General features: G+C 73.7%; 16 protein-coding genes. 7 read left to right on the top strand and 9 right to left on the bottom strand.

Annotated features, from left to right (window positions below; all coding sequences use genetic code 11):
- Positions 1–6 precede the first annotated feature (6 nt).
- The 3 genes from ACFYWL_RS14925 to ACFYWL_RS14915 all read left to right on the top strand — a co-directional run bounded on the left by ACFYWL_RS14925 (position 7) and on the right by ACFYWL_RS14915 (position 8,474).
- Positions 7–1,656, top strand: coding sequence for a glycoside hydrolase family 13 protein (locus ACFYWL_RS14925; RefSeq protein WP_386972387.1), 1,650 nt, complete (start codon positions 7–9; stop codon positions 1,654–1,656).
- A 119-nt stretch (positions 1,657–1,775) separates the two neighbouring features.
- Complete coding sequence (locus ACFYWL_RS14920; RefSeq protein ID WP_386972384.1) at positions 1,776–4,673, top strand: discoidin domain-containing protein; 2,898 nt, start codon at positions 1,776–1,778, stop codon at positions 4,671–4,673.
- 162 nt (positions 4,674–4,835) lie between these two features.
- The gene (locus ACFYWL_RS14915; RefSeq protein ID WP_386972381.1) at positions 4,836–8,474 is read left to right on the top strand and encodes a discoidin domain-containing protein; all 3,639 of its coding nucleotides are present in this window, start codon (positions 4,836–4,838) and stop codon (positions 8,472–8,474) included.
- A gap of 215 nt (positions 8,475–8,689) precedes the next feature.
- On the opposite strand, the gene ACFYWL_RS14910 is transcribed toward ACFYWL_RS14915, so the two are convergent.
- The 7 genes from ACFYWL_RS14910 to ACFYWL_RS14880 are packed head-to-tail and all read right to left on the bottom strand — an operon-like array spanning position 8,690 to position 14,091.
- Positions 8,690–9,697 (bottom strand): sensor histidine kinase, encoded by a 1,008-nt coding sequence (locus ACFYWL_RS14910; RefSeq protein ID WP_386972601.1) that lies wholly within the window; start codon positions 9,695–9,697, stop codon positions 8,690–8,692.
- A gap of 5 nt (positions 9,698–9,702) precedes the next feature.
- The gene (locus ACFYWL_RS14905) at positions 9,703–10,413 is read right to left on the bottom strand and encodes a response regulator transcription factor (protein ID WP_386972378.1); all 711 of its coding nucleotides are present in this window, start codon (positions 10,411–10,413) and stop codon (positions 9,703–9,705) included.
- A 10-nt stretch (positions 10,414–10,423) separates the two neighbouring features.
- Positions 10,424–10,915: a hypothetical protein gene (locus ACFYWL_RS14900; protein ID WP_386972375.1), complete on the bottom strand. Its 492-nt coding sequence runs from the start codon at positions 10,913–10,915 to the stop codon at positions 10,424–10,426.
- Positions 10,912–12,123, bottom strand: a complete 1,212-nt coding sequence (locus ACFYWL_RS14895; RefSeq protein WP_386972372.1) for a molybdopterin-dependent oxidoreductase — start codon at positions 12,121–12,123, stop codon at positions 10,912–10,914. The genes ACFYWL_RS14900 and ACFYWL_RS14895 overlap by 4 nt, the downstream gene beginning before the upstream one ends.
- Entirely contained in the window at positions 12,120–12,761 is a 642-nt protein-coding gene (locus ACFYWL_RS14890) for a methyltransferase domain-containing protein (RefSeq protein WP_386972369.1), read from the bottom strand. The genes ACFYWL_RS14895 and ACFYWL_RS14890 overlap by 4 nt, the downstream gene beginning before the upstream one ends.
- Positions 12,758–13,435 carry a TIGR04282 family arsenosugar biosynthesis glycosyltransferase gene (locus ACFYWL_RS14885; RefSeq protein WP_386972366.1) on the bottom strand — a complete coding sequence of 226 codons (678 nt, stop codon included), beginning with the start codon at positions 13,433–13,435 and terminating at the stop codon, positions 12,758–12,760. The genes ACFYWL_RS14890 and ACFYWL_RS14885 overlap by 4 nt, the downstream gene beginning before the upstream one ends.
- Positions 13,432–14,091: a glycosyltransferase family 2 protein gene (locus ACFYWL_RS14880; protein WP_386972364.1), complete on the bottom strand. Its 660-nt coding sequence runs from the start codon at positions 14,089–14,091 to the stop codon at positions 13,432–13,434. The genes ACFYWL_RS14885 and ACFYWL_RS14880 overlap by 4 nt, the downstream gene beginning before the upstream one ends.
- Before the next feature lie 153 nt (positions 14,092–14,244).
- Between ACFYWL_RS14880 and ACFYWL_RS14875 the strand changes: the two genes are divergently transcribed.
- The 3 genes from ACFYWL_RS14875 to ACFYWL_RS14865 all read left to right on the top strand — a co-directional run bounded on the left by ACFYWL_RS14875 (position 14,245) and on the right by ACFYWL_RS14865 (position 16,935).
- Positions 14,245–15,294 (top strand): NAD-dependent epimerase/dehydratase family protein, encoded by a 1,050-nt coding sequence (locus ACFYWL_RS14875; protein WP_386972362.1) that lies wholly within the window; start codon positions 14,245–14,247, stop codon positions 15,292–15,294.
- A complete protein-coding gene (locus ACFYWL_RS14870; protein WP_386972360.1) occupies positions 15,291–16,670 on the top strand; it encodes a hypothetical protein in 1,380 nt (459 codons plus the stop codon). The genes ACFYWL_RS14875 and ACFYWL_RS14870 overlap by 4 nt, the downstream gene beginning before the upstream one ends.
- Before the next feature lie 106 nt (positions 16,671–16,776).
- On the top strand, positions 16,777–16,935 hold the full coding sequence (locus tag ACFYWL_RS14865) for a hypothetical protein (RefSeq protein ID WP_386972357.1): 159 nt from the start codon (positions 16,777–16,779) through the stop codon (positions 16,933–16,935).
- Between the two features lie 99 nt (positions 16,936–17,034).
- On the opposite strand, the gene ACFYWL_RS14860 is transcribed toward ACFYWL_RS14865, so the two are convergent.
- Together ACFYWL_RS14860 and ACFYWL_RS14855 are read right to left on the bottom strand one after the other, a co-directional pair.
- Positions 17,035–17,406, bottom strand: a complete 372-nt coding sequence (locus ACFYWL_RS14860; RefSeq protein WP_386972355.1) for an ArsR/SmtB family transcription factor — start codon at positions 17,404–17,406, stop codon at positions 17,035–17,037.
- Positions 17,407–17,726: 320 nt separating this feature from the next.
- Positions 17,727–18,065: a hypothetical protein gene (locus ACFYWL_RS14855; protein WP_386972353.1), complete on the bottom strand. Its 339-nt coding sequence runs from the start codon at positions 18,063–18,065 to the stop codon at positions 17,727–17,729.
- 385 nt (positions 18,066–18,450) lie between these two features.
- On the opposite strand from ACFYWL_RS14855, the gene ACFYWL_RS14850 reads away from it, so the two are divergent.
- The gene (locus ACFYWL_RS14850) at positions 18,451–21,585 is read left to right on the top strand and encodes a glycoside hydrolase family 2 TIM barrel-domain containing protein (RefSeq protein ID WP_386972350.1); all 3,135 of its coding nucleotides are present in this window, start codon (positions 18,451–18,453) and stop codon (positions 21,583–21,585) included.
- Positions 21,586–21,595: the final 10 nt, after the last annotated feature.

The raw sequence follows: 21,595 nt of genomic DNA, 5'->3' as shown, positions 1-21,595 counted from the left end.
GTGCCCGTGTCCACATCAGCTGCTGGCCCGTGGTGGCGCAGTGCGGTGATCTACCAGATCTATCCGCGCAGCTTCGCCGACGGCAACGGCGACGGAATCGGCGACATCGAGGGGATCCGGGCGCACCTGGACCACCTGTCCGGCCTCGGCGTCGACGCCGTGTGGCTGAGCCCCTGGTATCCCTCGCCGATGGCCGACGCCGGCTACGACGTCGCCGACCACCGGGACATCGACCCGGTCTTCGGCAGCCTCGCCGAGGCCGAGGAGTTGATCGCCGAGGCGCACGACCGGGGCATCCGGATCATCGTCGACGTGGTGCCCAACCACTGCTCCGCCGCGCACCCCTGGTTCCAGGCGGCGCTGGCCGGCGGCCCGGACGCCCCCGAGCGGGAGCTGTTCTGGTTCCGCCCCGGCGGCGGCCCCGGCGGCGACCGGCCGCCCACCGAGTGGGTGTCCCAGTTCGGCGGGGGCACCTGGACCCGGACCACCAACCCGGACGGCACCCCCGGCGACTGGTACCTGCACCTGTTCACACCCGAGCAGCCCGACCTCAACTGGGACCACCCGAGGGTGCGTGCCGAGTTCGAGGACATCCTGCGCTTCTGGCTCGACCGGGGGGTGGACGGGATCCGGATCGACTCGGCCGCCCTGTTGATGAAGGATCCGGCGCTGCCCGAGGCGGTCGACGGCGCGCCCAGTCCCTTCGTCGACCTCGACGCGGTGCACGACGTCTACCGGGACTGGCGGCGGATCGCCGACGGGTACCCGGGCGACCGGGCGCTGATCGGCGAGGTGTGGCTGCCGGATCGCCAGCGGTTCGCCAACTACCTGCGCCCCGACGAGCTGCACTCGGCGTTCAACTTCGACTTCCTCGGCTGCGCCTGGGAGGCGGCGGCGCTGCGCCGGTGCGTCGACGACACCCTCGCCGCGCACGCCCCGGTCGGCGCACCCGCCACCTGGGTGCTGTCCAACCACGACGTGACCCGGCACGTCACCCGGTACGGCCGTGCGGACACCACGTTCAGCTTCGCCGCCAAACGCGAGGGTGTCCCCACCGACGTGGAGCTGGGCACCGTACGGGCCCGCGCGGCGGCGTTGCTGACCCTGGCCCTGCCCGGCGCGGTCTACGTCTACCAGGGCGAGGAGCTGGGCCTGTGGGAGGTCGAGGACATCCCGACCGAGCTGCGTCAGGACCCGATGTGGGGCCGCTCCGGGCACGGCCGGGACGGCTGCCGGGTGCCGCTGCCCTGGTCCGCCGACGCGCCGCCGTTCGGGTTCAGCCCTGACGACGCGGTGCGGGCGCCCTGGCTGCCTCAGCCCGCCGAATGGAAGGACCGCACGGTCCGGGCGCAGACCGGCGACCCGTGCTCGATGTTGGAGTTGTACCGGGCGGCGATCGGCATCCGGCGTGCGGAGCCGGGCCTCGGCGACGGGACGATGCGCTGGCTGGCCGCGCCCGACGGGGTGCTCGCCTTCGCCCGGGGGGCCGGCTTCGCCTGCCTGGTCAACCTGGGCGGGGCCCCGGCGCCGCTGCCCCCGCACGAGGCGCGGCTGCTGGCCAGCGGGCCGCTGGAGGGCGACCTGCTCCCGCCGGACACCGCCGTCTGGCTGCGCACCGCCGAGGATCCCGCCGCCGGTCCCACGCCGGCCGGCTGACCCGACCCGGCCGTGGCGTCGGCCGGTCCGTCCCGCCCGGCCGGCGCCACCGCCCCCGACGCCCGACCCGAAGGAGAAGCAGCTACCGCGAACCGCCCAGTCCAGGGGGACCTGGCCTGATGACGAAACGGAGAGCTCCCCGCATGGCCCACCACACCACCGGCACCACCGTCGTCACCCTCGGAAGACCCGCCCGTGCCGTGCTGGCCGCGTTCGCCGGCGTCGCGCTGGTGGCGGCGGCCGTAACGGTCGTCTCGTTCTCCACCGCCACCCCCGCCCGCGCCGCCGGGCTGTCCCCGTTCGACATCCCCGGACGGGGCGCGACCGTGCCGTTCGTCGAGCAGGAGGCGGAGCGGGCGGCGCACAACGGCACCCGGATCGGCCCGACCCGCTACTACGGCCAGCTGCCGTCCGAGGCGTCCGGCCGGGAGGCGGTCACCCTCGACGCCGTCGGCGAGTACGTCGAGTTCACCCTGACCGCCCCGGCCAACGCGGTGACCTTCCGCTACAGCCTGCCCGACAACGCCGCCGGCACCGGCCGGGACGCCAGCATCGACCTGCGCGCCAACGGCAGCCTGGTCAAGGCCGTCCCGGTGACCTCCCGGTACGGCTGGTACTACGGCGGCTACCCGTTCAACAACAATCCGGGCGACACCAACCCGCACCACTTCTACGACGAGACCCGGACCATGTTCGGGACCACCTACCCGGCGGGCACGAAGATCCGCTTGCAGGTCTCCTCGACCGCGCAGTCCCCGACGTTCACCATCGATCTGGCCGACTTCGAGCTCGTCGGCGCGCCGATCGCCAAGCCCGCCGGGGTGCTCGACGTCGTCACGGACTTCGGCGCGGACCCGAGCGGGGCCACCGACTCCACGGCGAGGTTCCAGGCCGCCGTCGACGCCGGCAGGGCCCAGGGCCGCGCGGTGTGGATCCCGGCCGGGACCTTCACCCTCTGGGACCACGTCGTCGTCGACGGGGTGACCCTGCGCGGCGCCGGCCCGTGGTATTCGGTGCTCGGCGGCCGGCACCCCACCGACCGCAAGCGCGCCGCCGGCGTCTACGGCAAGTACGTCCCCGGCGGCGGCTACACCGGACAGATCCGGCCGCACGAGGCCGGCGGCCCGAGCCGCAACGTCACCCTGCGGGACTTCGCGATCATCGGTGACGTCCGGGAGCGGATCGACGACGACCAGGTGAACGCCATCGGCGGGGCGATGACCGACTCGGTGGTCGACAACGTCTGGATGCAGCACACCAAGGTCGGGGCCTGGATGGACGGCCCGATGGACAACTTCACCATCCGCAACAGCCGGATCCTCGACCAGACCGCCGACGGGGTGAACTTCCACTGGGGCGTGACCAACTCGACGGTGACCAACACCTTCGTCCGCAACACCGGCGACGACGCGCTCGCCATGTGGGCGCAGAGCGTGCCGAACGTCAACAACTCTTTCACCCGCAACACCATCGGCGTCACCATCCTGGCCAACCACCTGGTCAGCTACGGCGGCCGGGACATCAAGATCACCGACAACGTGACGGCCGACTCGGTGACGAACGGCGGCGGCATCCACGTCGCGAACCGTTACCCCGGGGTGCAGGGCGACACCGCGGTCAGGGGCACCTGGACGATCGCCCGTAACACCCTGATCCGCAACGGGAACTCCGACTACAACTGGAACTTCGGCGTCGGCGCGATCTGGTTCTCCGCCCTCAACGAGGCGATCCAGGGGGCCACCGTCAACATCACCGACACCGACATCCTCGACAGCTCCTACGCGGCGCTGCACTGGATCGAGGGGCAGAGCAGCGGGATCAACCTCACCAACGTGCGCATCGACGGCGCGGGGACGTACGCGCTCCAGGTGCAGGCGCCGAGCCAGGTGTCGTTCACCGGCGTCCGGGCCACCGGGATCGCGCAGAGCAACCCGATGCACAACTGCGTGGGCAGCGGCTTCCAGGTCACCCAGGGATCCGGCAACTCCGGCTGGTACACCGCCACCCCGTACTGCGGGCCGTGGCCGACGCCGCAGTGGGGCAACGGGCCGACCAGCCCGCCCACCGGCACCCCCACCACCCCGCCGCCCACCACGGCCCCGCCCACCACCCCGCCGCCGACCACGCCCCCGCCGGGCAACGGGAACCTGGCCCAGGGCCGGCCGGTGACCGCGTCGAGCGTGTCGCAGACCTACGTCGCCGGCAACGCGGTGGACGGCAACGCGGCCAGCTACTGGGAGAGCGCCAACGGCGTGTTCCCGCAGACCCTGACGGTCGACCTCGGCGCGGCGGTCAGCACCAACCGGATCGCGCTGAGGCTCCCGGCCGGCTGGGGGACCCGGACCCAGACCCTCGCGGTCGCCGGCTCGACGGACGGCTCGGCGTACGCGACGATCCTCGCCTCCGCCGGGTACACGTTCGACCCGGCCACCGGCAACGCCGTGTCGATCACCCTGCCGGCCGGCAGCCGGCGGTTCCTGCGGCTGACCTTCACCGGCAACACCAGCTGGCCGGCGGGCCAGGTCTCCGAGTTCGAGGTGTACGGCGGCGGCTCGACCCCGCCGCCGACCACCGCCCCGCCCACGACGCCGCCGCCCACCGGGAACCTGGCGCAGGGACGTCCGGTCAGCGAGACCAGCCACGCCGACGTGTACGGCGGCGGCAACGCCGTCGACGGCGACGCCAGCACCTACTGGGAGAGCGCCAACAACGCCTTCCCGCAGTCGCTGACCGTGGACCTGGGCGTCGCCCGGTCGGTGTCCCGGGTGGTGCTGAGGCTTCCCCCGGCGGCGGCCTGGCAGACCCGCACCCAGACCCTCTCCGTCCTCGGCTCCACCGACGGCTCGGCGTTCACCACGCTCAAGCCCTCGGCCGGGTACACGTTCGACCCGGCCACCGGCAACACCGTGACCGTGACCTTCCCCGCCACCACCCGCCGGCACGTCCGGGTGACCTTCACCGGCAACACCGCCTGGCCGGCCGGCCAGCTCTCCGAGTTCGAGGTCCACTCGGCCTGACGGCGTCGCCGGGCCGGACGGCGTCACCCGGGCCCGCCGGCGCGCCAGCCCCGGCCGGTCGGTGCGTCCCCACGACCGGCCGGCCCGGGCAGTCCCACCCCGCCGTGGCACCCCCGCCCACCGGCGGGCACCACCACCCCCGAAAGAAGGTGCAGCTCCGCCATGCCCGGAAACAGCACGAGACGACGTACCCCCGGCCGGTTGCTGACCGCCGGCCTGCTCGCCGCCGGCCTGCTGGTCTCCGGCGGGCCCGCCGTGGCCGCGCCGCGCGCCGGCACCGCCGCGCCCGCCCCGGCCCCCGCGACGGCGGCGGCCCTCGCCGGCATCTCCGCCACCATGACCGCCAGCAGCGTCAGCCAGAACTACGGCCCGGGCAACGCCAACGACGGCAACGCCAGCACCTACTGGGAGAGCGCCAACAACGCCTTCCCGCAGTGGCTCCAGGCCGACCTCGGCTCGACCGTCACCGTGGACCGGGTGGTGCTGAAGCTCCCGCCGGCCGCCGCGTGGCAGACCCGCACCCAGACGCTTTCCGTGCAGGGCAGCACGAACGGCTCGACCTTCACCACCCTGAAGGCGTCCGCCGGCTACACCTTCGACCCGGCCACGGGCAACACGGTGACCATCACGTTCCCCGCCGCCGCCAGCCGGTACGTCCGGCTGAACGTCACCGCCAACACGGGCTGGCCGGCCGGCCAGGTCTCCGAGTTCGAGGTCTACGGCAGCACCTCCGGAGACACCCAGGCCCCGACCGCCCCGGCGAACCTGGCCTACACCCAGCCGGCCAGCGGCCAGATCCGGCTGACCTGGAGCGCCTCGTCCGACAACACCGGCGTCACCTCGTACGACGTCTACGCCAACGGCGCCCTGCGCGGCAGCGTCGCCGGGAACGTGCTCACCTACACCGACGACCAGCCGGCCAGCGCCACGGTCACGTACCACGTGCGGGCCCGCGACGCCGCCGGCAACCAGTCGGCGAACAGCAACTCGGTGACCCGCACCGGCACCGGCACCGGCGGCGCCAACCTCGCCGTCGGCAAGCCGGTCACCGCCTCCGGGTACGTGCACACGTTCGTGCCGGCCAACGCCAACGACAACGACACGGCGACGTACTGGGAGAGCAACGGCCTGCCGGGCACCCTGACCGTGCAGCTCGGGTCGAACGCGGCCATCAGCGCCGTGGTGCTGAAGCTGAACCCCGACTCGGCGTGGGGCGCCCGCACCCAGACCGTGCAGGTGCTCGGCCGCGAGCAGAGCGCCTCCGGGTTCACCGGCCTGGTCGGCGCGACCGGCTACGCCTTCAACCCGGGCTCGGGCAACACGGTGACCATCCCGGTCTCCGCCACCGCCGCCGACGTGCGGCTGACCTTCACCGCCAACTCCGGTGCCCCGGGCGGCCAGGTGGCCGAGTTCCAGGTGCTCGGCGTCCCGGCGGCCAACCCGGACCTGACCGTCACCGGCATGTCGGCCAGCCCGGCCAACCCGACCGAGACCGACGCGGTCACCCTGTCGGCCACGGTGCGCAACGCCGGCACGGCGGCGTCCGCCGCCACCAACGTCAACCTGTACCTGGGCGGCGTCCGGGTGGGCACGGCCGCCGTCGGCGCCCTGGCCGCCGGCGCGTCGACCACCGTCTCGGCCAACATCGGCACCCGTGCGGCGGGCAGCTACCCGCTGAGCGCCAAGGTCGACGAGGCCAACGCCGTCATCGAGCAGGACGAGACGAACAACAGCTACACCCACCCCTCGGCGCTGGTGGTGAACCCGGTCGCCAGCTCGGACCTGGTCGCCTCGGTGGTCGGCTGGACCCCGGGCAACCCGTCGGCGGGCAGCATCGTCACGTTCTCGGTGACCCTGCGCAACGCCGGATCGGTCGCCTCGGCGTCGGGCGCGCACGGCATCACGCTCACCGTGCTCAACGAGGCCGGCACCGCCGTGCGCACGCTGACCGGCTCGTACTCCGGGGTTATCAACGCCGGGGCCACGGTCGCCCCGGTCGACCTGGGCACCTGGACCGCCGCGAACGGCAGGTACACCGTGCGGGTGGCGCTCGCCGCCGACGGCAACGAGCTGCCGGTCAAGCAGGCCAACAACACCAGCGACCGGCCGCTGTTCGTCGGCCGGGGCGCGAACATGCCGTACGACATGTACGAGGCCGAGGACGGCGTGGTCGGCGGCGGCGCTGCCGTGGTCGGGCCGAACCGGACCGTCGGCGACCTGGCCGGCGAGGCGTCCGGCCGCCGCGCGGTCACCCTCAACTCGACCGGCAGCTACGTCGAGTGGACCACCCGGGCCAGCACCAACACGCTGGTCACCCGCTTCTCCATCCCGGACGCCCCGGGCGGCGGCGGGATCAATTCGACGCTGAACATCTACGTCAACGGCACGTTCCACAAGGCCATCGACCTGACCTCCCGCTACGCCTGGCTCTACGGGGCCGAGGCCAGCCCGGGCAACTCGCCGGGCGCGGGCGGCCCGCGGCACATCTACGACGAAGCCAACGTCATGCTCAACTCGACCGTCCCGGCCGGCAGCCGGATCCGCCTGCAGAAGGACCCGGCGAACACCACCACGTACGCGATCGACTTCATCAACACCGAGCAGGTCGCGCCGATCGCCAACCCGGACCCGGCGAGGTACACCACGCCGGCCGGGTTCACCCACTCCGACGTGCAGAACGCCCTGGACCGGGTGCGGATGGACACCACCGGCAACCTGATCGGCGTCTACCTGCCCGCCGGCACCTACTCCACGGCGTCGAAGTTCCAGGTGTACGGCAAGGCGGTCAAGGTCACCGGGGCCGGCCCCTGGTACACCCGGTTCACCGCCCCGTCGGGCCAGGACAACACCGATATCGGCTTCCGCGCCGAGAACTCGGCGGCCGGCTCGTCGTTCGCGAACTTCGCCTACTTCGGCAACTACACCTCGCGCATCGACGGCCCGGGCAAGGTGTTCGACTTCGCCAACGTGTCGAACATCGTGATCGACAACATCTGGAACGAGCACATGGTGTGCCTCTACTGGGGCGCGAACACCGACTACGTGACCATCAAGAACTCCCGGATCCGCAACATGTTCGCCGACGGCGTCAACATGACCAACGGCAGCACCAACAACCTGGTCAGCAACAACGACGCGCGGGCCACCGGCGACGACAGCTTCGCGCTGTTCTCGGCGATCGACGCCGGCGGCGCCGACATGAAGGACAACGTCTACGAGAACCTGACCTCGACCCTGACCTGGCGGGCCGCCGGGGTGGCCGTCTACGGCGGCTACGGCAACACGTTCCGCAACATCTACATCGCCGACACGCTTGTCTACTCCGGCATCACGATCAGTTCGCTCGACTTCGGCTATCCGATGAACGGCTTCGGCGCCAACCCGCCCACCCGGTTCGAGAACATCTCCATCGTCCGGGCCGGCGGGCACTTCTGGGGCGCCCAGACCTTCCCCGCGATCTGGGTCTTCTCCGCGTCGAAGGTGTTCCAGGGCATTCGGGTCAGCGACGTCGACATCGTCGACCCGACCTACAGCGGCATCATGTTCCAGACCAACTACGTCGGCGGCCAGCCGCAGTTCCCGGTCACCGACACGGTCTTCACCAACATCTCGATCAGCGGCGCGCGTCGCAGCGGTGACGCGTTCGACGCCAAGTCCGGCTTCGGGATCTGGGTGAACGAGATGCCGGAAGCGGGCCAGGGGCCGGCCGTCGGCTCCGTCACCTTCACCAACCTGCGACTGAGCAACAACGCGCAGGACATCAGGAACACCACGTCCACCTTCACGATCAACCGGAACTGACCCCACCGTCGGACGCCGCCGGAGGGCAATCGCGCTCCGGCGGCGACCCGGCGTGCGGGTTCCGGCCCCCGCCTTTCGGACGGACGTACGCGGAGACGACCGTCGGGGCGGGACCCGCGTCCGGTGCGTCCGCCAGGCGGAACGCCCCGACAGCAGGCACCGGTGGCCCTGACCGCCTGCGCAACGGCGACACCCGTACTGCCCCGCCCCGGGGGTCAGGCCGTGGGGAGACGCACCTCGAACTGGCAGCCGCGGGCCGTGTTGCGCACGTCGACCCGGCCGCCGTGCGCCTCGACGAGGCCGCGCACGATCGCCAGGCCGAGCCCCCCGCCGCCACCGGAGCCGGCCGCGCCCGGGGTGCGGGCGCGTTCGCCGCGGAAGGCGACGTCGAACACCCGGTCCAGGTCCTCCTCGGGAATGCCGCCGCAGGTGTCGGAGACGGCGAGCCACACGCCGTCGCGTTCGTGGCCGGCCGCGATGTGCACGGTGCCGTCTTCCGGCGTGTACCGGACGGAGTTGATCAGCAGGTTGCTGACGACGCGGGCGAGTTCGCGCTCGCCGGCGCGGACGAGGGGCCAGCCGCTGTCCGCGGCGACCAGGTGGATCCGGCGGCGGGCGGCGAGCGGGGCGACCCCGGCGATCGCGTCGGACACGACGTCGCGCAGCGGCACGGTGGTGGGCGCGAGCCGCAGCGCCCCCGCGTTGATCCGGGACAGCTCGAACAGGTCGTCGACGAGCTGGGCCATCCGGTCGGTCTCGACGCGGATGCGCCGGTGGTATTCGTCGACGGTGGCCGGGTCGTCGATGATGCGGTCCTCCAGGGCCTCGGCCATCGCCCGCAGCCCGGCGAGCGGGGTACGCAGGTCGTGCGACACCCAGGCGACGAGTTCACGCCGCCCGGCCTCCAGCCGCCGTTCCCGGTCCCGGGCCGCCTGCGCCCAGACGGCGGAGGCGGCCAGCCGGCTGCCGAAGACGGCGCCGACGGCGAGGCTGATCACCGCGGAGGCGCTCACGGTGACGAGGACGACCCACAGGTCGTGCGGGGACAGGAACATGGCCTGGGCGACCGTGGCGACGCCGACGACCACGGCGAGCACGGTGACGGTGAGCAGCACCAGCACGTGCACGAGGATCGACCGGCCGCGCAGCAGCCGCAGCGTCCCGGCCCCGGCCAGCCCGACGACGCCTCCGGCGACGAGGGCGTAGAGCCCGATGAGCAGCATGTCGCTCACCGCCGGGCTCCCTCGTCGAGCGGGTCGTAGCGGTAGCCGACGCCCCAGATGGTGCGGATGCGGCGCGGCTCGGCCGGGTCGTTCTCGATCTTCTCGCGCAGCCGGCGGACGTGGACGGTCACCGTCGACTGGTCGCCGAACTGCCAGCCCCACACCTTGTCCAGCAGCTCGGCGCGGGACCAGGCGCGCCCGGGGTGGCGCAGGAGGAAGGCCAGCAGGTCGAACTCCCGGACGGTCAGCGCCAGCGGCGCGCCGTCGCGCTCGGCGACGCGGCGGTCGGTGTCGACGGCCAGCTCCGCGTCGACGAGCCGGGTGAGGCCGGCCGGGCCGGTGGTGTGCCCGCTCGTGCGGCGCAGCACCGAACGGATGCGGAGCAGGAGCTCGCGGGGCGAGAACGGCTTGGTCACGTAGTCGTCGGCGCCGACCTCCAGCCCCAGGACGCGGTCGGCCTCCTCGCCGAGGGCGGTGAGCATGATCACCGGCAGGTCCGGCAGTTGCCTGCGGATCCGGCGGCACACCTCGAGGCCGTCGATGCCGGGCATCATGAGATCGAGCACCACGAGATCGGGCCGGTGGGTGGCGATCGCCGCGAGGCCGTCGGCGCCGTCGACGGCCAGCCTGACCTCGCAGCCGTCCTGTTCCAGGTAGCGCCGCACGACGTCGCTGACCGTCGGGTCGTCGTCGACCACCAGCACCCGATGCCCCATCCCGGCCACGCTACCGACCAGGCGACGGCGGGCCGCCCCCGCCGGGTCTTTCGGATTGCTTACGGTCCGCCGCCGGCCGGCCCCTCCCACGGCGCGCCGCCGACCGGTCACGTCGGTCCGCCGTCAGGCACGCCGCCAGTGCCGCGCCGGCGACGAGGAGCAGGACGGCGGCGAGGTTGCGGCCGTACGGCAGCGGCAGCACCGAGGGGTTGTCCGGGGGCCGACCGAAGCCGAGGACGAGCGGCACCGCCACGACGGTGAGCGCGGCGGCGCTGACGGCGACGGCACGCGCCACGGGTCGGTGCCGGCGCGGGACGAACCGGGCGACCGCCGCGCCACCGGCCAGCAGCACGACCATCCAGACGAGGTCGTGACCGGCCAGCACCCCGGCCAGGAAGAGCAGCACGCCCGCCGGCTTCAGGTCGGGGTCGGCACCGCCGCCCACGACGGCGTACCCCATCAGCAGGACGCCGACGGCGACGAGCACGCTGCGGACCCTCATCGCGGCTCCCGCACGGTGATCCTGGCGACCCACTTCGTCTGGAGCACGCCGGGCCGGTTCGGGGCGATCAGCCGCGCCGGGTAGCCGTGGTCCGGGTGCAGGGGCTCGCCGTCGAGCCGCAGGGCGATCAGCGTCAGCGGGTCGCGGGCATGGGCGGGCGCGACGGTCGACGCGCGGTACCGGCCGGCGGCCTCCAGCGACTCGACGAGGACCTCCGCGCGGTCCGGGTCGCCGCCCGCGAGGGCCACCAGGTCCCGCAGTCGCACGCCGGTCCACCGCCCGGTGGCGCTCCACCCCTCCACGCAGGCGATCGGCAGGTCGGCGGTGTGCTGCGCGAAGGCGTGCAGGGCGGCGAGATCCAGGTCGGCCCGCCCGGCGGGGCCGACGACCGCCAGCCGGTAGGACGGGTCGAGCGCCCGGGCGCGTACCCCGGCGTTGTCCGCGGTCTTGTTGACCGGCAGTCCCTGCGGCCCCACGTCCGGCCGGCGGGGCGCGAGCACCGCCAGGCCGGACAGCGGCCGGACGGTCTGCCCGACCGTGGTCAGGGTGATCAGCCCGGCCGCGGCGGCGACGCCGCCGAGCAGCCCGCGCCGGCTCAGCCGGCCCGGCGGCCCGGCGGCGGGGCGGGCGAGCGCGCCGCGCACGGTCGGCAGGTGCACGCCGACGTGCACCAGCAGCGCGCCGACCGCCAGCCACGCCACCCAGTAGTGCCCGGCGGTGAAGAAGAACGGCATCGGCGCGTACCAGCGGGAGACGTTCAGGACGCCGCCGATCACCTGGAACAGCGCGGCGGCGACCAGGACGCCGACGCTGGCGCGTTCGAGCGCGTGGGCGACCGAGCGGACCGGCGGCCAGGCGAACAGGTGCGGGTAGGCCGACCACAGCTTGGCGCCGAGCAGCGGCACCGTGGCGAGCCCGGTCGCCACGTGCAGGCCCTGGGTGAACCGGTAGAGCCCCACCGGGCGGGCCGGCCACCGGAACCAGCCCGGCGGATCCTGGATCAGGTGGCTGAGCAGCCCGGTGAGGAAGCAGACGGCGAACGCCACGCCGAGAGCGACGCCGAGCTGACTGGTCAGTCGCGTCGACCGCAGCCGGGACGGGAACGCGCCGGCGCGCATGGGTCCCCGCCGCAGCGCCGCGGGCGGTGCCGGCAGCGGCGTCGACCACCAGCGGGCGAACCGCCGCAGCACGGTCGGACGGCCGGTCACGCGGGGCCGAGGGTGGCGAACCATCGGCCCGCCGCCGTCCAGGTGTCGAGGATGCGCAGCGCCGTGGCCCCGGCCAGCGCGGGCAGGCCGTCGAGGGGCACGCAGGCCCAGCTCAGCGGGCTGCCGACGCCGCCGGGGGCCTGCACCATGGCGGTGCCGGACCAGGCGGGCGTGCCGGGTGGCGCCAACTCGGCGTGCAGCCGGCCGTCGGCCGCCAGGAGCCGGCGGCAGCGGCGCAGCAGCCGGTGCGGGTCACCACCGATGCCGATGTTGCCGTCGGCCAGCAGCAGATGTTGCCAGCGGCCGGTGCCCGGCACCGGGTCGAAGACGTCGCGTTGCAGCGCGACCGCGCCGCGGCCACGGGCCAGGCGGACGGCGGTGGCGCTGACGTCGATGCCGAGGGCGGGCCGGCCGGCGGCGATCAGCGCGCCGGTGAGCCTGCCGGGTCCGCAGCCGACGTCGAGGGTGGGGCCGGTGCAGCGGGCGAGCAGCGTCGAGTCCCCGGCGGTCGCGTCCCGGCACCAGACGGTCGGGTCGAACCGCAGCTCGCCGCCGCTGGAGTGTCGGGCCGTGAACGCGGCGGGGACGCCCGACGCGGCCCGGTCGAACACGGCGTCGAAGACCGCGACGGCGTTCACCGGCCGACCGCCGCCGCTGACGGCACGTCGGCGTCGACGGCGACGGCGAACCGGCTGCCCGGCGGGCACAGCGCGGCCACGGCGCGCGCGTCGGCCACGGTGTCCACGTCGCGCAGGCGGGGGAGCAGGTGGACCCGCAGGCCACGGCGGCGCAACGCGGCCAGGGTGAGCTGTCCGGTGTGCGCCGTGGAGGTGGGGATCGCGCGCAGGGCCTCGGCGTGGCCGGGCTCGCGCAGGCCCAGCGCCCACCAGCCGCCGTCGTCGGCCGGGCCGAGCACCGCGTCCGGCCCGTCCGCCGTGCCGAGCAGCCCCACGGCGGCGTCGAGGTGTGCGGCGGTGAGCTGCGGGGTGTCCATCCCGATCAGCAGGGTCGCCGCAGCCGCCCCACGACGGTCGGCGACCGGGCGGGTGTCGGCGAACGCGTTGGCGAGGCGGTCGCCGAGCGGGCCGCCGCGCTGGGCGAGCCGCGCCCAGCCCGCCGGGGCCGGATGGTCGCCGTCGACCACCAGGATCCGCGCGCCGGCCGTGGCCGCGGCGACGGTGTCGAGGGTGTCGGCCAGGGCCGCCGCGGCGATCCGGGCGGCCTGCTCGGGGGTGCAGGGCGGGCAGAGCCGCGTCTTGACCCGGCCGGGTTCCGGCGTCTTGGCCAGCACCAGCACCTGGGGGGCGTTCACCGGGCCAGCACCGCGCTCATGTCCCGGACAGCGCGGACGGTGCCGAGCACGGTGCCGGTCACCTTCGAGCGGGTGCCGGCCGCCCGGGGGTGGTAGTCGACGTCGACCTCGACCACCCGCCAGCCGGCCCGGCCCGCCGCGATCAGCAGCTCCAACGGGTAGCCGAACCGGCGGTCGCGCAGCCCCAGCGCCAGCAGGTCGGCGCGGCGCACAGCCCGGATCGGCCCGATGTCGTGGATGTCGAGGCCGGTCGTGCGGCGCAGCCGACGGGCCAGGACGGCGTTGGCGACCCGGGCGTGCGCGGGCCACACCCCCCGCGCGGCCGGGCGGCGCCGCCCGGTGCCCAGGTGCGCCTCGCCGGCCAGCACCGGGTCGGCCAGCCGGGGCAGCTGCGCCGGGTCGAAGGACCCGTCGGCGTCCAGCACGCACACCACGCCGTCACCGGGGTCGGCCGCCAGGACCCCGGCGTGTACGGCGGCGCCGTAGCCGGGCTCGGCGACGCTGATCACCTCGGCGCCGCAGGCGCGGGCCACCTCCGCCGAGCCGTCGGTCGAGCCGTTGTCCACCACGATCGGCCGGTAGCCGGCCGGCATCCGGGCCAGCAGGTCGGGCAGGGCCGGGGCCTCGTTGCGGCAGGGAAGAACCACATCGGTCATGCCGCGGACGCTAGGACCTGATCCGCCCGGAAATCCTTACCTGACGGTGACAGAGTCTTACGGAACGGTGACCCGGCCCGGAGTTCTTACGAACCGCTGACGGTAGGCCGCGGCCGGGGCGGATGGCCGCGTCCCGGCTCTACCGTCGGCGCCGTGACCCACGTACTCGTTACCGGCGGCGCCGGATTCATCGGAACCCACGTCGTGACCGCCCTGCACGACGCCGGCCACCGGGTGACCGTCGCGGACGCCGGTCATCCCGGCGCACACCGCTCGCCGCTGCCGGACACCGTGGCGGGGGCCCCGCTCGTCCGGCTCGACCTGCGGGACCGGCCCGCCGTCGCCGGCGTCCTGGCCGGCGTCGACGTGGTGGTCCACCAGGCGGCGATGGTCGGCCTCGGCGTCGACCTGGACGACCTGCCCGAGTACGTCGGCTGCAACGACCTCGGCACGGCGGTCCTGCTCGCCGCGATGGCCCGCGCGGGCGTGCACCGGCTCGTGCTCGCCAGCTCCATGGTCGTCTACGGCGAGGGCGCGTACGCCTGCGCCGGGCACGGTGCGGTCCGCCCCGCGCCGCGAAGCGTCGCCGACCTGGCCGCCGGTCACTTCGAGCCGGTCTGCCCGAGCTGCGGCGCCGCCGTCGCCCCGGGGCTGGTCGACGAGGAGGCCCCGCTGGACCCGCGCAGCGTGTACGCCGCCACGAAGGTCGCCCAGGAACACCTCACGGCGGCCTGGGCCCGGCAGACCGGCGGCACCGTCGTGGCGCTGCGCTATCACAACGTCTACGGGCCCGGGATGCCCCGCGACACGCCGTACAGCGGGGTCGCGGCGATCTTCCGCTCCGCGCTGGAGGCCGGGCGGGCGCCGCGGGTGTTCGAGGACGGCGGCCAACGCCGCGACTTCGTGCACGTCCGCGACGTGGCGGCGGCCAACCTCGCCGCGCTGGAGGCGACCGGCACGCGCACGGGCTGGCGCGCGTACAACGTCGCCTCCGGTCGCCCGGCCACCGTCGGCCAGTTGGCCACGGAGCTGGCGCGGGCCGCCGGCGGGCCCCCGCCGGTGGTCACCGGCGAATTCCGGCTCGGCGACGTGCGGCACGTGGTCGCCTCGCCCGTCCGGGCCGAGACCGAACTCGGGTTCCGGGCCGCCGTGGGGCTCGCCGACGGCATCGCGGAGTTCGCCCACGCGCCGCTGCGCGGATGAGCGTCCGGCTGCCGAGCGCGGTGTCGCCTACCCCGACGGAGCGGGGGCGGCGTCCGCCGCGGGCCGACCTGATCGCCGCCGCCGCCGCACTCGGCCTGTTCGCGGCGGCCGGCGTCACCGGCGGCGTGCTGTACGCGCTGGGCCGCCCGGTGTACGCCAGCGCGGCTCCGCTGTCGGCGCACTGGCTGCCGCACGTCGGCCCCGGCACACCGGCGGCGCTGCTGCTGGCCGGGCTGGTCTGTTGGCGCGGGCCGGCGCTGGCCGCCCGGCTGCCCTGGCGGCCGCTGCTCGCGCTGTCCTACGCCACCGCCGTGGCCTGGACGCTGTCGCTCGCCCTGGTCGACGGCTGGCGGCGCGGCGTCGCCGGGCGGCTCACCACCGTCCACGAGTATCTGCACGAGGTCCCCGGCGTGACCGACATCCCCGCCATGCTGGCGGAGTTCACCACCCGGATTCTCGACTTCCAGCCGGACTCCTGGACCACGCACGTGTCCGGCCACCCGCCGGGTGCGCTGCTCGTCTTCGTCTGGCTCGACCGGGTCGGGCTGGGCGGCGGCGGTTGGGCCGGGGTGCTGTGCATCCTGGCCGCGGCGCTCGTCGCCGTCGCCGTGCCGCACACCGTACGGCTGCTCGGCAGCGGCGCGGCGGCCCGTGCCGTGCTGCCGTTCGCGGTGCTGTTCCCCGGTGCGGTCTGGTCCGGGGTGTCGGCCGACGGGCTGTTCGCCGGGGTGACCGCCACCGGCGTCGCCCTGCTGGCGCACGGCGTCACCCGGGGGCGTGCCGTGGGCGCGGTCGCCGGTGGCGCGTTGCTGGCGCTCGGCTGCTACCTCTCCTACGGGCTCGTCCTGATGGCCCCGGTCGCCCTGGCGGTCGTCGTGCTGGCGGGCCGGCACCGGCGCACCGTGGGCTGGGCGTTCGCCGGAGCGGCACCGGTCGTGGCCGCGTTCACGGCCGCCGGTTTCGGCTGGCCCACCGGCTACCACCTGGTCGTCGAGCGCTACTACCAGGGCATCGCCGCCGATCGCGCGTACGGCTACTGGGTCTGGGCCAACCTGGCGCTCGTGGTCGCCGCGGCGGGTCCGGCGGCGGCCGTGCTGCTGCGCCGTGCGGTGCTGGCCGGCTGGCGGGCCGTCGCGCGGCGGCGGCCGGGCGCGGAGCAGGCGACCTGGCTGCTGCCCCTCGCCGCCACGGCGGCCATCGTCGCCGCGGACCTGTCCGGCTACAGCAAGGCCGAGGTCGAACGCATCTGGCTGCCGTTCACCGCCTGGCTCATGGCCGGGGCGGCGCTGATCCCGCCCGCCGACCGCCGCACGTGGCTCGCCGTGCAGGCGGGGGTGGCCCTGACGATCAACCACCTGCTGCTGACAGGCTGGTAGGCGTAGGTGCCGGCGCACGCCGTTTGCGCTGCGCCACCGTAGGGAAGACGGCGGGCGACAGTGGCGCGCGGAGCCGCCCGCGCCACCGCAGCACGGGGGGACGGACATGGCTGACCGCGAACAATTGCACGACCTTCGCCAGAAGGCCCACGATGCGGGCATCGAGGGCAATTCCAAGATGACCGAGGATCAACTGCGCGAGGCGCTGCGTAGGGTCGGAAAGGGCGAACAGCCCCAGATGGCCAAGCGCGAAGCCAGGCGGTGACGAGGTCGGGCGGTGCCGGCGTCCGCTCGCGGTGCCGGCACCGCCCGCCTGGGGCTCCGCCACCGCGGCCCCGCGGGCGTCGGGTGCGGGGTGCTCCGCTCAGCGGGCCTTCCGCGTCGCCCGCTTGCGGGGCGGGGTCAACAGGTCGGCGATGGCTGCGATCGCGGACGGCACCAGCCGGTAGTACGCCCAGACGCCGCGCTTCTCGCGTTCGAGCAGGCCGGCCTCGGTGAGGATCCGGAGGTGGTGACTCACGGTCGGCTGGGACAGCCCGAGCGGCGCGGTGAGGTCGCTGACGGACGCCTCGCCTTCCGGGGAGGACTGGATCAGGCTGAGCAGCCGCAGCCGGGCCGGGTCGGCGATCGCCTTCAGCACCCCCGCGAGCCGCTCGGCGTCGGCGCGCTTGATCGGCTCGCCGGTGAGCGGCGAGACGGCGGGCGGGGCGGTTCTCGGAGTTCCCACGCCCCCCATCGTCGCACCGACACCATCGATCGGGCGGTGGATCCGGAACTCGGGTGTCGCCACCAGCCTGCGGGGTGATGCCCGGCCGGACAGGCCGGCGACGAAGGGCGGCCGGGCCGGTCGGACGGTGGAGACGCCTCCTGGCTACGCCGCCGGTACGTCCCGCGGCCTCATTCATCTGACCTCCTGCGAGGCGCTGGGCTACTACAAGCTGCCCGTGAGCGCGGAGGGGATGACCGTCGGCTCCGGTTTCGAGGCGGTGGACGCTGCCGTGCCCGGCCCTGCTCGCCGCCGGGCTGGCCCGGCTCGGCCGGTGATCCGGGCGCCCCTCAGAAGCAGGGGAACCGGATGTCGGCGCTGGCGGTCTCGGCGCCGCTGGCGACCGTCACCCGCACGATGACGTCGGCGTACGCCGAACAGTATCCGCTGCTCGCCGGGCCCTGGTCGGCGTAGAGGCCCGTGAACGGCGTCAGCGGCTGCCACGTGTAGCGGTAGTCGCCGGCGCCGCCGGTGGCCGACGCGGTGCAGCCGAAGTCGCGCCACTGGCCGATGCCGAACTGGGCCTTGCAGTGACCGTCGACGGCCAGCGTGGCGGCCGGGGTGCCGAGCAGCGTGCTGCCCAGCGCGGTCGCGGCCAGGCCGGCGGCGACTGTCGTGATCAGGCTCATCGGGGTCCTCCGATCGACATGCGTTCACGTCTGGACGGCGTGGCAGCCGGCGCGACCGCGCCTGGACCGACCGTACGGCCCGCCCGTCCGGACCGCAGGACGAGCCGCCCCATTCATCGATGTACTCCCATGTAGCGATATTGACATCAGATGTCATACGAATTACGTTGGCCATGCTCCCGTCACCCTCCGCCAGGCGGGGGAGGGCACGTGCCGCAGCAGCCCCGCCTGCACCCGGACGGGCGTCGTCAAGCTGGCCGTCCCCGGTCAGTCGGTGCTGGCGGCCACGCGGGGGTGAGGAACACCGATGTCGACTCCGGTGCCGGGCGCTGGTGCCCGGATGGCCCGGCTCTTCAACCCGCATTCCCGAGAAATGGGGAGGACAATGCGAAAGCTAGCCGCTGCCCTCACGGCGCTGGTCACCGCCGCCGCGCTCGTGCTGATCGGGCCGCCGGGACCGGCGTCCGCCGCCCCCTACGTTCCGCAGGGGTCCAACCGGTCCGTGCTCAACTTCAACACCCACTGGCTGTTCTCCGGCGACGTGCCCGGCGGCGCCGGGCAGGCCGTGGGGCTGGACGAGAGCGGCTTCGTCCCCGTGACGCTGCCCTACTTCCGGACCCATCCGCACAAGGGCTTCCCCAAGGGTGACTTCGAGGCGCCCGCCTCGTGGTACCGCCGCCACTTCACGCTGCCCGCCCAGTACTCCGGCCGCCGGATCGCCGTCGAGTTCCAGGGCGTCGCGAAGGTCGCCGACGTCTACGTCAACGGCACCTTCGTCGGCCAGCACAAGGGCGCATACACCTCCTTCACGTACGACATCACGCCGTACCTGAACATCGGCGGCGCCGACAACGTGATCGCGGTGAAGGTCGACTCCATGACCCGCAACGACATCCCGCCGGAGGGCGGCGCGATCGACTACTACGTCTGGGGCGGGATCGTCCGCGACGTCAACATGATCGTCACCGACCCGGTGCACGTGGACTGGACGTACCTGACCACCCCCAACACCACCACCGTCAACGCCAGGACCCGGGTGCGCAACGACAGCGCACAGTCCCGGTCGGTCACCGTCGTCACCCAGGTCGTCGACGCCACCAACAACGTCGTGGCCACCGGCACGGCCACCCAGACCATCGGCGCGCAGTCGGCCGCCGAGTTCGCCTACAACACCAGCACGATCGCCAACCCCACCACCTGGCACCCGGACCGCCCGTACCTCTACACCGTCTACACGCAGGTGCGCGACGGCGCCACCTACGTGGACGAGCACAAGACCCGGCTCGGCATCCGGACCATCCAGTTCAACAAGAGCGACGGCAAGTTCTCCATCAACGGCCAGGCGTTGAAGCTGCGCGGGCTCAACCGGCACGAGTCCTACCCCTACATCGGCCGGGCCGCGCCCAACCGCCTCCAGGCCAAGGACGCCGACATCATCAAGTACGAGCTCGGCGCGAACATCGTGCGGACCTCGCACTACCCGCAGGACCCGGAGTTCCTCGACCGCGCCGACGAGATCGGCCTGCTGGTCATGGAGGAGATCCCCGGCTGGCAGCACATCGGCAACACCGCCTGGCAGGACATCGCGGTGGAGAACGTCCGCGAGATGGTGATGCGCGACCGCAACCACCCGTCGATCGTGCTGTGGGGGGTGCGGATCAACGAGTCCGGCGACAACCACAACTTCTACACCCGCACCAACAACCTGGCCCGGCAGCTCGACCCGTCGCGTCCCACGGGCGGCGTGCGCAACTTCAAGGGCAGCGAGCTGCTGGAGGACGTCTACACCTACAACGACTTCTCGGGCACCGCGGAGGCCCCGACCGTGCTGCCGTGGCTGGTCACCGAGGCGGTCGGGCACACCTCCCCGCACAAGTCGTGGGACCCGGAGCAGACGCAGGTCAACACGATGAAGGTGCACCTGAACGTGCAGAACACCGCCGCCGGCAGGTCCAACATGGCCGGGGCGCTGGGCTGGGCGGCGTTCGACTACAACACCACGTTCGTCACCCCGCCGTCCTGCCAGGACTACACCTGCTACCACGGCGTCTCGGACATCTTCCGGATCCCGAAGATCGCCGCCGCCGCGTACGCCTCGCAGCGCGACCCCGCGCTGTACGGGCCGTACGTGTCGATCGCCAGCCAGTGGACGCCCGGCGTCTCCAGCGGCACCGTCCTTGTCGGCGGCAACTGCCAGCAGGTCGAGCTGTTCGTCAACGGCGCGTCCCGCGGGCGCGTCAACCCCAACGCGTACACGAGCCTGCCGCACCCGATGTTCCAGTTCACCGGGATCACCGTGAGCAGCGGGCAACTGCGGGCGGACTGCTGGATCGGCGGACAGGTCGTGGCCACCGACACCCGGCACACCCCCGGCGCGGCGACCCGGCTGACGCTGACGGCCGACGACTCCGCGATCAAGGCCGACGGCGGGGACATGACCCGCGTCGTGGTCAGGGCCCTGGACAGCAACAACCAGGTGGTGCCCACCAACAGCGCCCCCGTGTCGTTCAGCGTCACCGGGCCCGGGGCGGTCGTGGGGGAGAGCCCGTTGGCCCTGGAGGCCGGCACCGGCGCGGTGTACGTCAAGAGCGCGCTGGGCCAGACCGGCGCGGTGACGCTGACGGCGTCCGCGCCGGGCCTGACGTCGGCGAGCGTCACCGTGAACACGACCGCGTTCACCGACCCGACCGTGCCGACCAGCGGCGCGTACACGTTCGGCTTCCCGGTCGACGTCAACGACCGGCAGAGCTTCACCTACGCGGGGAGCTGGCAGGCCGTCGGGGACAACCAGACCTTCAGCAAGGACTACACCCGCAGCGGCACGGCCGGCGACACGGCCACCCTCACCGTCACCGGCAACCGCGTGGTGCTGTTTGGAGTGCAGGACCCGTCGCACGGCTCGGCCGCCGTGTCGGTCGACGGCGGCCCGGAGCAGACGGTCAGCTTCCAGGCGTCCGCCCGCCGCGGCAACGTGGCGCTCTTCAACAGCGGGGCCCTCACCCAGGGGCAGCACGTCGTGCGGGTACGGGTCGTCGGCAACGGCCCCGTCGCGCTGGACCGCGCCACCGTCGTGTCGGCCGCGCCGGCCGTGGTGGCGCCGCCGCCCCCGGCCAACGGCGGGAACGGCCAGCAGGGCGCCATCGTCGGCGCGCAGTCCAACCGCTGCGTGGACGTGCCGAACTCGACGACGACCAACGGCACGCAGGTGCAGCTCTTCGACTGCGGCGGCGGCAGCAACCAGCGGTGGACCTACACGTCGAGCCGCCAGCTCCAGGTGTACGGCAACAAGTGCCTGGACGCCTACGGCCAGGGCACCAGCAACGGCACCACGGTCGTGATCTGGGACTGCAACGGCGGCAGCAACCAGCAGTGGAACGTCAACGCCAACGGCACCATCACGGGCGTCGCGTCGGGGCTCTGCCTGGACGCCAGCGGCGCCGCCACCGCCAACGGCACGAAGATCGTCCTGTGGTCGTGCAACGGCGGCGCGAACCAGCAGTGGAGCCTGAGGACCTCCTAGCCGGCCGCCA

The sequence above is a fragment of the Micromonospora sp. NPDC002575 genome (assembly GCF_042889525.1).
In the GTDB taxonomy this organism is placed as follows: Bacteria; Actinomycetota; Actinomycetes; order Mycobacteriales; family Micromonosporaceae; genus Micromonospora; species Micromonospora carbonacea.
The sequence above is the reverse complement of the archived record's forward strand: the minus strand, read 5'-3'. Positions and strand labels throughout refer to the sequence as shown.

Excerpts from the sequence above, each read along its gene's own strand:
- ACFYWL_RS14915 (WP_386972381.1), top strand. The coding sequence starts at position 4,836 with ATGCCCGGAAACAGCACGAGACGACGTACCCCCGGCCGGTTGCTGACC.
- ACFYWL_RS14920 (WP_386972384.1), top strand. The coding sequence starts at position 1,776 with ATGACGAAACGGAGAGCTCCCCGCATGGCCCACCACACCACCGGCACC.
- ACFYWL_RS14870 (WP_386972360.1), top strand. The coding sequence starts at position 15,291 with ATGAGCGTCCGGCTGCCGAGCGCGGTGTCGCCTACCCCGACGGAGCGG.
- ACFYWL_RS14860 (WP_386972355.1), bottom strand. The coding sequence starts at position 17,406 with ATGGGGGGCGTGGGAACTCCGAGAACCGCCCCGCCCGCCGTCTCGCCG.
- ACFYWL_RS14905 (WP_386972378.1), bottom strand. The coding sequence starts at position 10,413 with ATGGGGCATCGGGTGCTGGTGGTCGACGACGACCCGACGGTCAGCGAC.
- ACFYWL_RS14850 (WP_386972350.1), top strand. The coding sequence starts at position 18,451 with ATGCGAAAGCTAGCCGCTGCCCTCACGGCGCTGGTCACCGCCGCCGCG.
- ACFYWL_RS14910 (WP_386972601.1), bottom strand. The coding sequence starts at position 9,697 with ATGCTGCTCATCGGGCTCTACGCCCTCGTCGCCGGAGGCGTCGTCGGG.
- ACFYWL_RS14855 (WP_386972353.1), bottom strand. The coding sequence starts at position 18,065 with ATGAGCCTGATCACGACAGTCGCCGCCGGCCTGGCCGCGACCGCGCTG.
- ACFYWL_RS14865 (WP_386972357.1), top strand. The coding sequence starts at position 16,777 with ATGGCTGACCGCGAACAATTGCACGACCTTCGCCAGAAGGCCCACGAT.
- ACFYWL_RS14900 (WP_386972375.1), bottom strand. The coding sequence starts at position 10,915 with ATGAGGGTCCGCAGCGTGCTCGTCGCCGTCGGCGTCCTGCTGATGGGG.
- ACFYWL_RS14880 (WP_386972364.1), bottom strand. The coding sequence starts at position 14,091 with ATGACCGATGTGGTTCTTCCCTGCCGCAACGAGGCCCCGGCCCTGCCC.